Annotated in this window: 1 protein-coding gene; it reads right to left on the bottom strand. The window is 36.9% G+C overall.

All coding sequences use genetic code 11. The features are described from left to right. The coding region (locus HMPREF2837_RS11975; RefSeq protein WP_261674357.1) for a thrombospondin type 3 repeat-containing protein at nucleotides 1–488 on the bottom strand (488 nt) is incomplete at both ends.

Genomic DNA, 488 nt, shown 5'->3' with positions numbered 1-488 from the left:
GGTGATAATCGCTCCAGTTTCTGCTTCAGCATCTGTCCTTCTTTCTCGATCTTCCTGTTTTTGATGAAGGTTAGAAGCACTATTGTATGGATCTGTTCCCTGCAGCATCTCATCAGAATTGGAAATACCATCACCATCCAAATCACGATCCCTCTCATCTTTTCGGTTATACTGATAATTTTTTTCATATGGATTATCTAGTGTCTCTTGCGAATCTTTGACTTGTAATTTTTCAAATTCTTCTCGAACATTGGCAATAGTTTGTTCAACTTTTTCTGATAAATCATTCACTTCTTTTTGCCATTTTTCTACAAGAGCTACTTGTTCTTGAGGCGAATCTCTAACTCCTAACTTCTCAAACCAAGCAGATAAATTGACTACCTCAACACTATCCATTCCATCAAAAGAAATAAATCCTAGACGACTATCCTGACTACTATCTGTAAATCCGATGGGACTGTTTTTTAAATCTCCATAAGGGAGTTGAG

Source organism: Streptococcus sp. HMSC071D03 (assembly GCF_001812125.1).
Lineage (GTDB): Bacteria > Bacillota > Bacilli > Lactobacillales > Streptococcaceae > Streptococcus > Streptococcus pseudopneumoniae_N.
This window is presented reverse-complemented; position numbering and strand designations above follow the sequence as displayed.